The organism is Mycobacterium sp. UM_Kg1 (genome assembly GCF_000972925.1).
Classification (GTDB): Bacteria; Actinomycetota; Actinomycetes; order Mycobacteriales; family Mycobacteriaceae; genus Mycobacterium; species Mycobacterium hiberniae.
This window is the reverse complement of record NZ_JRMK01000136.1, coordinates 1-9,244: the sequence shown is the minus strand read 5'-3', so window position 1 is coordinate 9,244 and position 9,244 is coordinate 1. Positions and strand designations below refer to the sequence as shown.

Genomic DNA, 9,244 nt, shown 5'->3' with positions numbered 1-9,244 from the left:
GACCGCGCTCATCCAGCTCTACATCGTCGGGGTCTTCGTCTCGTTCACGCTGAGTCAGATCGGTATGGTGCGGCATTGGAACAGGTTGCTGCGCAACGAGACCGACCAGGCTGCCCGGTCGAAGATGGTGCGCTCGCGGGTGGTCAACACGATCGGCTTCATTGCCACCGGGGTGGTGCTGGTCGTGGTGATCGCCACCAAGTTCATCGCCGGCGCGTGGATCGCGATCGTGGCGATGTCGGTGCTGTTCGTGCTGATGAAGCTGATTCGCCGGCACTACGACGCGGTCAACCTGGAACTGGCCGCACAGTCGGCCGCCCAGGAGGACCAGGCGATACTGCCCAGTCGCAACCATGCTCTGGTGCTGGTGTCGAAGCTGCACCTGCCGACCCGCCGCGCGCTGGCCTACGCGCGGGCGACGCGACCGGACTCCCTGGAAGCGATCACCGTCAACGTGGACGACACCGAGACCCGCCGACTGGTCCGAGAGTGGGAGGAAAGCGATATCACCGTCCCGCTTAAAGTGATCGCATCGCCGTACCGCGAGATCACCCGGCCGGTGCTCGACTACGTCAAGCGCATCAGCAAGGAGTCCCCGCGCACTGTGGTGACCGTGTACATCCCCGAATACGTGGTGGGCCGCTGGTGGGAACAGCTGCTGCACAACCAGAGTGCCCTGCGACTCAAGACCCGGCTGTTGTTCATGCCCCAGGTCATGGTCACCTCGGTGCCCTGGCAGCTGAACTCTTCGGAGCGACGCAAGGTCCTGGCGCAGCGCCCCGCGCCCGGCGACACCCGGAGAGGCTTTTAAGGCAGTGATCGATCAAGAACTGACCCTGGTCACGGGGCCGCCCGCCAACGGCGGCAGTTGCGTGGCCAGGCACGACGGCCGAGTGGTCTTCGTTCGCTACGCACTGCCCGGCGAACGGGTGCGGGTGCGCATCACCGCGCAGCGCGGTTCCTACTGGCACGGTGAGTGCGTCGAGGTGCTCGAACCGGCTGCGGCCCGGATCGAGTCGCTGTGCCCGATCGCCGGTGCGGACGGTGCCGGCTGCTGTGACCTGGCGTTCGCCGACCCGGCGGCAGCGCGGGCGCTCAAAGGTGAGGTGGTGGCCAACCAGCTGGCCCGGCTCGGCGGGCATGCCTGGAACGGCGAAGCCGAACCGCTCGGCGATGACGGGCCGACGGGCTGGCGCAGCCGGGTCCGCCTGGAAGTGGGCGCCGACGGGCAGGCCGGATTCCACCGGTACCACAGCGATGAGCTGGTCACCGACCTGCGGTGCGGTCAGCTGCCGGCGGGGATGATCAAGGGGCTGGCCGAACAACGTTGGCGGCCTGGCGATCACGTGCATGTGGTGGCCGATGACGACGGGGTCCGGCACGTGGTGAGCACCGGCCGGGGGCATCGCCCGGAGGTCGTCGAGGGCGACTACCACGCCGCCCAGTGGGTCGGCCGCCGCCGCTGGCTGATCCCGGTGACCGCGTTCTGGCAGGCGCATCGGCGGGCGGCCTCGATCTACAGTGCGCTGATAGCGCAATGGGCGCAGGCCCATTCGGGCAGCACCGCCTGGGATCTCTACGGTGGGGCCGGAATCTTCGCCGCGGCGCTGGCCGAGTCGGTGGGGCCGTCCGGAAAGGTGATCAGCGTCGACACCTCACGCGCCGCGACGGGCGCCGCCCGGGCGGCACTGGCCGATCTCCCGCAGATCTCAGTGCGCACCGACTCGGTGCGCCGGGCACTGGAGGCGCAGCGCGAGCCGGCCGCTGTCGCGGTGCTGGATCCGCCTCGCGCCGGCGCCGGGCGTGAGGTGATCGACCTGCTGGCGGCCGCAGAGGTGCCGCGCATTGTGCACGTCGGCTGTGAGGCGGCCGCGTTCGCCCGCGACATCGGCCTGTATCGGGGCCACGGGTACACCGTCGAGCAGATCCGGGTGTTCGACGCCTTCCCGCTGACCCATCACATGGAGTGCGTGGCGCTGCTCACCCGGTGAGCGCCCGGCGTCAGCCGAACACGAAGTAGCGCAGCCACAGGTACACCGCCGACAGCGCCACCGACATCGCGGTCACCACGATGCCCTTGCGGGTGAACTCCCAGAAGGAGATGGGACTGCCGGCGCGCCGGGCGATGCCGAGCATCACCACGTTGGCGCTGGCTCCCACCGCGGTCAGGTTGCCGCCGAAATCGGCGCCCAGCGCCAGCGCCCACCACAACGCGTCGGGATGCAGGTCGTTGGGCAGGGTGGTACTGAGCTCGGCGACGATCGGGGTCATGGTGGCCACGTAGGGGATGTTGTCGATGATGCCCGACACCGGCGCCGACACCCCCAGGATGCCCATCGTGGTCAGCAGGGCGTTGCCGCCGGTGAGCTCGGTGGCGGCCTTGGCCAGCGCGCCGATCGCGCCGGTGTCCACCAGCGCGCCGACCATCACGAACAGCCCGGCGAAGAACAGCAGGGTTTCCCATTCCACCCCCGCCAGGTAGTCGGAGCGTTCCATCCGGGAGGCCACGATCAGCGCCCCGGCGCCCAGCAACGCCACCACCGAGGGCTCCAGATGCAGTGCGCCGTGGCCCATGAATCCGGCGAACACCGCGGCCAGCACCACGCCGCATTTGATCAGCAGGCTCCGGTCGCGGATCGCCTCGCGTTCCTCAAGTGCCATCACGTCGGCGACCCGGTCGGGTTCCACGGCGAACGATCCGGGAAAAAGTCGGGGCAGCATGACGATGAACACAGCGATCACCACGGCCACGATCGGGGCCAGGTGGATCAGGAAGGCGTTGAAGGTCAACCCGGCCCGGCTGGCGATGATGATGTTGGGCGGGTCGCCGACCAGGGTGGCGGCGCCGCCGATGTTGGACGCGAACACCTCAGCCATCAGGAACGGCGCGGGGTTGATCTCGAGGCGGTCGCAGACCAGCAAGGTGACCGGGGCGATCAGCAGCACCGTGGTCACGTTGTCCAGCAGCGCCGAGGCCACCGCCGTCACCAGCACCAGCAGGACCATGATCCGCAGCGGAGAACCGTTGGCGCGCTTGGCTGCCCAGATCGCAATGTACTCGAAGACCCCGGTCTGGCGTAACACGCTGACGATGATCATCATGCCCAGCAGCAGGAAGATGACGTCCCAGTCGATCCCAGTTTCGCGGGAATAGAAGATGTCCTCGGAGCTGATCACCGGAAGGATGACGACGGCGGCCGCGCCGGCCAGCGCCACCAGCGTTTTGTTGATTCGGTCAGCGGCGATGAACGCGTACGCGGTTAAAAACACCGCCGTCGCGATAAAGGCCATCCGCGGGGTCAGGCTTTCAGCGCCATGGCAAGCAGACGCGCCGCGGTGATCACGCCGAGCAGTTTACCGTCTTTGACCACGGCGACCAGCGGGCTGCGCAGGCGGGCCATGGTGGAGGCGACTTCGATCACCGTCTCGTCGGCGCCGGCTGCCGGCAACTCGGGCAGGTGCTCGGGCAGCATGTCGCGTACCGCTTTGGCGCCCAGCTTGTCGGCGGCGTGGTCGGCCATGTTCTCGTTGAGCACGCCGGCCAGCGACGGGTCGTCCTGGATGTAGCCCGGCACGATGAAACGCACCACCTGGGAGGCGGGCAGCACTGCTAGGGGACGACCCGATCCGTCGACCACCACGATCCCGGGCAACCGGTGCTCGGCGAGCAGTCCGGCCGCCGATAGGGCGCTGGAGTCGATGGCCACCACCGGGAATTCCTCGGCGATCTCCGCGGCGCGCATAGGACGACGATAGCTGGGCCGCCAGCCGCCGTGCGTAGACTGGCCGGATGCTTGAAGGGATCCGCGGCCCCGCCGATCTGCAGCACTTGTCGCAGGCCCAGCTGACCGATTTGGCGGCCGAGATCCGCGAGTTCCTGATCCACAAGGTCGCCGCAACGGGTGGACATCTGGGGCCGAACCTGGGTGTGGTGGAACTCACTTTGGCGTTGCATCGGGTGTTCGACTCCCCACACGACCCGATCATCTTCGACACCGGCCACCAGGCCTACGTGCACAAGATGCTGACCGGGCGCAGCCTCGACTTCGACACGCTGCGCAAGAAGGGCGGCCTGTCGGGCTACCCGTCGCGCGCGGAGAGCGAGCACGACTGGGTGGAATCCAGCCATGCCAGCTCGGCGCTGTCCTACGCCGACGGGCTGGCGAAAGCCTTTGAGCTCACCGGGCACCGCAACCGGCACGTGGTGGCCGTCGTCGGCGACGGCGCCCTGACCGGTGGGATGTGCTGGGAGGCGCTCAACAACATCGCTGCGGGCAACCGTCCGGTGGTGATCGTGGTCAACGACAACGGCCGCAGCTATGCGCCCACCATCGGCGGCTTCGCCGACCATCTGGCCGCCCTGCGGCTGCAGCCGGCCTACGAGCGGCTGCTGGAACGCGGCCGTACCGCGGTGCGCGGCGTGCCGCTGGTCGGCGAACTCGGCTACCAGGTCATCCACAGCGTCAAGGCGGGCCTCAAGGATGCGCTGGCGCCGCAGGCGCTGTTCACCGACCTCGGGCTGAAGTACCTGGGCCCGATCGACGGCCATGACGAGGCGGCGGTGGAGTCGGCGTTGCGCCGGGCGCGCGGGTTCGGCGGGCCGGTGATCGTGCACGTGGTGACCCGCAAGGGCAAGGGCTACGGGCCGGCGGAGAACGACGAAGCCGAGCAGATGCACGCCTGCGGGGTGATCGACCCGTTGACCGGCTACGCCGCCGAGACGTCGGGGCGCGGCTGGACGGCGGTGTTCTCCGATGCGCTCATCGAGTACGGCGCCAAGCGCCGCGATGTGGTGGCGATCACCGCCGCCATGCCCGGCCCGACCGGGCTGGCGCCGTTCGGGCAGCGTTTTCCGGATCGGATGTTCGACGTCGGGATCGCCGAGCAGCACGCCTTGACTTCGGCGGCGGGGCTGGCGATGGGCGGTCTGCACCCGGTGGTGGCGGTCTACTCGACGTTCCTCAACCGCGCCTTCGACCAGCTCATGATGGACGTGGCGTTGCATCAGCTGCCGGTCACGCTGGTGCTGGACCGGTCCGGGATCACCGGGCCCGACGGCGCCAGCCACAACGGCATGTGGGATCTGTCCATTCTCGGTGTGGTGCCCGGTATCCGGGTGGCCGCACCGCGCGACGGCGTGCGGCTGCGTGAAGAACTCGGTGAAGCGCTCGATGCCGATGACGGCCCCACCGCGTTGCGATTCCCGAAAGGGGAAGTGGGCGAAGATATTCCCGCTATTGAGCGGCGGTCCGGGGTGGACGTGCTGGCGGTGCCTGCCGACGGTCTGCCCACCGATGTCCTGCTCGTCGCGGTCGGCGCGTTCGCTCCGATGGCGCTGGCGGCGGCGGAGCGACTGCGCAAGCAGGGGATCGGCGTGACCGTGGTCGATCCGCGCTGGGTGCTCCCGGTGCCCGACGTCCTCGTCGAGATGGCCGCTGGGCACAAACTGGTGGTCACCTGCGAGGACAACGGGGTGGCCGGTGGTGTCGGCTCGGCGGTGTCGGCGGCGCTGCGCCGCGCGGAGCTCGATCTGCCCTGCCGCGACGTCGGTCTGCCGCAGCGTTTCTACGACCACGCCTCGCGCGGCGAGGTGCTGGCCGAGGTCGGCCTGTCCGCGCAGGACGTGGCCCGCCAGATCACCGGCTGGGTAGCGGCGCTGGGTTCGAGGACGTGCGTCGACGAGGTCAGCGAGAGTCTCGACTAGCGGGTTCAGTTCGCCGGTGGCCAGATCGTGTCGAACACCCACGCGAACATGAAGGTGTAGACGAGGAAGAAGGCCAGCAGGCCGATTTCGAGACTGAAGGCCTCCAGCAGCGATACCTTCAAGGTGTGGGCCACGACCGGCAATAACAGCACCACCAGGCCGCCTTCGAAACCGACGGCGTGGGCGATCCGGCGCCGAAGGGTGCGGGTGCGGCTGGACCGGCGCCGCTCCCAGCTCTCAAACGCAGTGGTCCACAGGTAATTCCAGATCACCGCGACAGTGGACGCGGCCACCGCCACAACTCCTGAGCTCCCGCCGCCGAACCCCAGGACGGTCAGGCCGAGGGTGGTCAGCGCAACGGCGACCAGCTCGTAGCTGATGACGTAGACGATCCGGCGAAAAGTTCGAGACACAAGGCCCTCCAAGGAAATTCAGCCATGGGAAGTCCTTGACGGTTCACGTCCACGGTGTGAGTGGGTGAAAGCACTGGCCGAAAAGCCGATTCGGCTGCTCTGTGGGCAGTGTAGCAACAGCCCGCGACCTACAACATCGTTGACTCTGCGCTGACCAGGCGGATTACTCGCACTAGTGCCTGGTAGGCGCAGAGTCAACGGAAAGGGGGGCGCTCAGTGCGGGGGGTTGGCGCCTGTCGTTGCGCTGAGCGCCTCGGCCAGTACCGGCACCGTCAGGGCGCGTTGCCACGGCCGCGCGCCGCCGGCGGCCAGAAACTCCTCGATCGCCGTCGCGGCGTCCGACCGGCCCGGTTTCCAGTCCCAGCACAACCGGCGCACCAGCTCGGGGGTGAGCAGATTCTCCGTCGGTACGTTCACCTGTTCGGACACCGCGGTCAGCGCGGCGCGCGCCGCATCGAGGCGGGCGGCGGCCTCAGGCTTGCGCCGAGCCCAGCGGGACGGCGGTGGTGGGCCGTTGGCGGCTTCGCCGGTTTCCAGCGGCTCCGGGTTGTCGCGAGCCGCAGCCAGCGCAGCCAGCCAGGTCGACGCGCTGCGGCGTTGTCTGGGCCCGCCGAACACCGGCAGAGCAAGCAGTTCCTCGACGGTCGTGGGGTTGGCTATTGCCGCGGCGATGATCGCGGCGTCGGGCAGGATGCGACCGGGCGCGACATCGCGGCGCGCCGCGATCTGGTCGCGTACAGTCCACAACTCCCGAACGGCGGCCAGGCCGCGCCGATCCCGCACCTTGTGAATCCCCGACGTGCGCCGCCACCGGTCCCGGCGTGTGGTCGTGGTGAAATCGGTTACCCGGAGGTGGTTGAATTCCTGTGCCGCCCAGTCGGTTTTACCCTGCTCGGACAACACCTCGGCGACCGCGTGGCGCAGCTCGATGAGCACCTCGACGTCCAGGGCGGCGTAGTTGAGCCACTCCGCCGGCAGCGGCCGTTTGGACCAGTCGGCGGCGCCGTGGCCCTTGGCCAGACCCAGGCCCAACAGTCGCTGCACCATCGCGGCCAGGTTCACCCGCTCGAAGCCGGCGAGCCGGCCGGCCAACTCGGTGTCGTAGAGCGCCTTGGGCCACATCCCGACCTCGGCCAGGCAGGCCAGATCCTGATCGGCGGCGTGCAGAATCCATTCGTCGTCGTCGAGCACCTCGGCGACCGGGCGCAGCAGGGCGGCCGGATCCTCGCCCGCGCCGACCGGATCGATCAGCACCGTCCCCGCTCCGGCCCGGCGAATCTGAATCAGGTAAGCCCGATTGGAGTAACGGAAACCCGAGGCCCGCTCGGCGTCCACCGCGAACGGGCCGTGACCGCCCGCCAGCAGATCGGCGGCCGCATGCACCTGTCGGCGCGTGGTCGACACCTCGGGCACCCCCTCGGCGGGATGCGACAGCGGTGTCGGCTCGGGCTCGTCGGTGGCCGGTTCTTGAGTCTGCTCGGACATCTCAGACGCGGGTTCGCGAATTCAGATCGGTGATCCCGACCGGGGGCAGGCCCGCGGCATGCTCCAGGACCTCACAGAACGCCTGGACATGGCTGCCCAGCTCGGGTGTGGTCGCCGTCCATGACGCGCGCAGTTCCAGCTGGTGTCCCCGCGGTGGCCCGGCGATGTCGCCGTAGCGGACCGAGGTGGTGGCGGTGACGGTGCCGCCCAGGGCGGTGACGTGCTCGGTGCGGGCCGCCAGGGCCTCCACCAGCCAGCTCCAGGCGACCTCGGGCAGCAGCGGGTCGATTGCCTCCTGCGGATCCAGGTCGGCCTGGATGAAGGCCACCAGCCGCATGGTGCCGTCCCAGGCGTCGGTGCCGTCGGGGTCGTAAAGCAGGATCAGCCGGCCGAAGGCATCGCCGTCGGAGTCTTCCGGGACGAAGTCGGTCTCGGGATGCTTGACCTCGGCGCCCAGGGCATAGCTGTAGGGCGCCAGGCGCTGCGGCGGCCGGATCGGGCCCAACTCGATCTCCGACCGCACCGTCGCGGCGTGCATCGTCGCCACCGCTTCCCGGAACGGGGCAGGCTCGGCTGATGTCACGGGTGCCGCTCCTTAACTGATCGCTGTGCGCCGCATCGCCAGCGGCCGGCGCCCAGAGTTGAATTGCGCACCGCCGCGACGCGGGTCACCGGATCTCACGCTAACCCCCGGCGCCGGTCGGCGCAGACAGGCGCGCCGAATCACCCCGGTTCGGCCAGGCTCCTCGGAGTCGGGCCGCTCGAGCGGCGCAGAGAATCAGCACGGTTCGGCCTGTGGCGGGCGGGCGTGGCAGCATTGAGCGCGATGAGCCCCCGTCGTGAACTGCCTGATTCCCCGTACCTGACCGCCGTCGCCGGCCGGACACCCAGCAGGGTGCCGGTCTGGTTCATGCGCCAGGCCGGTCGTTCCCTGCCCGAATACCGGGAGCTGCGCGCACAGCACACCATGCTGGCGGCTTGCTTCGACCCGGAGCTGGTCTGTGAGATCACCCTGCAGCCGGTGCGCCGCCACGACGTCGATGCGGCGATCCTGTTCTCCGACATCGTGGTGCCGTTGCGCGGGGCCGGGGTGGATCTGGACATCGTGCCCGACGTCGGGCCGGTGATCGCGAGCCCGGTGCGCACCGCCGCCGACGTCGCCGCACTCAAGCCGCTGGACCCCCAACAGGTGACGGCGGTCGCGACGGCGGTATCGCTGCTGGTGGACGCGTTGGGGCAGGTGCCACTGATCGGCTTCGCCGGCGCGCCGTTCACGCTGGCCTCCTATCTGGTCGAGGGCGGTCCGAGCCGGACCCACGCCCGGACCAAGGCGATGATGCTGGCCGATCCGGACAGCTGGCACGAATTGATGACCCGGCTCACCGACCTGACCATCGCGTTCCTTTCGGTGCAGCTCGACCACGGCGTCGACGCCATCCAGCTGTTCGACTCCTGGGCCGGGGCCCTGTGCCGGGCCGACTACCGGCGCTACGTAGCCCCGCACAGCGCCCGCGTTTTCGCCACCCTCGCCGACCGTGGGGTCCCCATGACGCACTTCGGGGTGCAGACCGGCGAGCTGCTGGGCGTGATGGCCGAGGTCATGCAGCCGGCGCCGGCCAGGATGGTCGGGGTGGACTGGCGC

At 69.2% G+C, this 9,244-nt stretch carries 8 protein-coding genes and 1 pseudogene; 4 read left to right on the top strand and 5 right to left on the bottom strand.

What is annotated here, in order from left to right; genetic code table 11:
• Both LI92_RS17220 and LI92_RS17215 read left to right on the top strand, forming a co-directional pair.
• Window positions 1–811: pseudogene (locus tag LI92_RS17220) on the top strand (DNA-binding protein); the annotation flags it as partial.
• A gap of 4 nt (window positions 812–815) precedes the next feature.
• The gene (locus tag LI92_RS17215) at window positions 816–1,991 is read left to right on the top strand and encodes a class I SAM-dependent RNA methyltransferase (RefSeq protein WP_046320990.1); all 1,176 of its coding nucleotides are present in this window, start codon (window positions 816–818) and stop codon (window positions 1,989–1,991) included.
• A gap of 10 nt (window positions 1,992–2,001) precedes the next feature.
• Here LI92_RS17215 and LI92_RS17210 read toward each other — a convergent pair whose 3' ends face one another.
• Window positions 2,002–3,291: an ArsB/NhaD family transporter gene (locus LI92_RS17210; RefSeq protein WP_046320988.1), complete on the bottom strand. Its 1,290-nt coding sequence runs from the start codon at window positions 3,289–3,291 to the stop codon at window positions 2,002–2,004.
• Window positions 3,292–3,299: 8 nt separating this feature from the next.
• Window positions 3,300–3,743 (bottom strand): CBS domain-containing protein, encoded by a 444-nt coding sequence (locus tag LI92_RS17205; protein WP_046320985.1) that lies wholly within the window; start codon window positions 3,741–3,743, stop codon window positions 3,300–3,302.
• A 47-nt stretch (window positions 3,744–3,790) separates the two neighbouring features.
• Between LI92_RS17205 and dxs the strand changes: the two genes are divergently transcribed.
• A complete protein-coding gene (gene dxs / locus LI92_RS17200) occupies window positions 3,791–5,704 on the top strand; it encodes a 1-deoxy-D-xylulose-5-phosphate synthase (protein WP_046320982.1) in 1,914 nt (637 codons plus the stop codon).
• A 5-nt stretch (window positions 5,705–5,709) separates the two neighbouring features.
• Here the strand turns inward: dxs and LI92_RS17195 are convergent, their stop codons facing one another.
• The 3 genes from LI92_RS17195 to LI92_RS17185 all read right to left on the bottom strand — a co-directional run bounded on the left by LI92_RS17195 (window position 5,710) and on the right by LI92_RS17185 (window position 8,140).
• Window positions 5,710–6,117 (bottom strand): PACE efflux transporter, encoded by a 408-nt coding sequence (locus LI92_RS17195; protein ID WP_046320981.1) that lies wholly within the window; start codon window positions 6,115–6,117, stop codon window positions 5,710–5,712.
• A gap of 213 nt (window positions 6,118–6,330) precedes the next feature.
• Entirely contained in the window at window positions 6,331–7,602 is a 1,272-nt protein-coding gene (locus tag LI92_RS17190) for a ribonuclease D (protein ID WP_046320979.1), read from the bottom strand.
• Between the two features lies 1 nt (window position 7,603).
• Complete coding sequence (locus LI92_RS17185) at window positions 7,604–8,140, bottom strand: DUF3000 domain-containing protein (protein ID WP_502691469.1); 537 nt, start codon at window positions 8,138–8,140, stop codon at window positions 7,604–7,606.
• 288 nt (window positions 8,141–8,428) lie between these two features.
• Here LI92_RS17185 and hemE point away from each other — a divergent pair.
• On the top strand, window positions 8,429–9,244 hold an 816-nt coding region (gene hemE, locus LI92_RS17180; RefSeq protein WP_046320994.1), incomplete at its 3' end, for a uroporphyrinogen decarboxylase.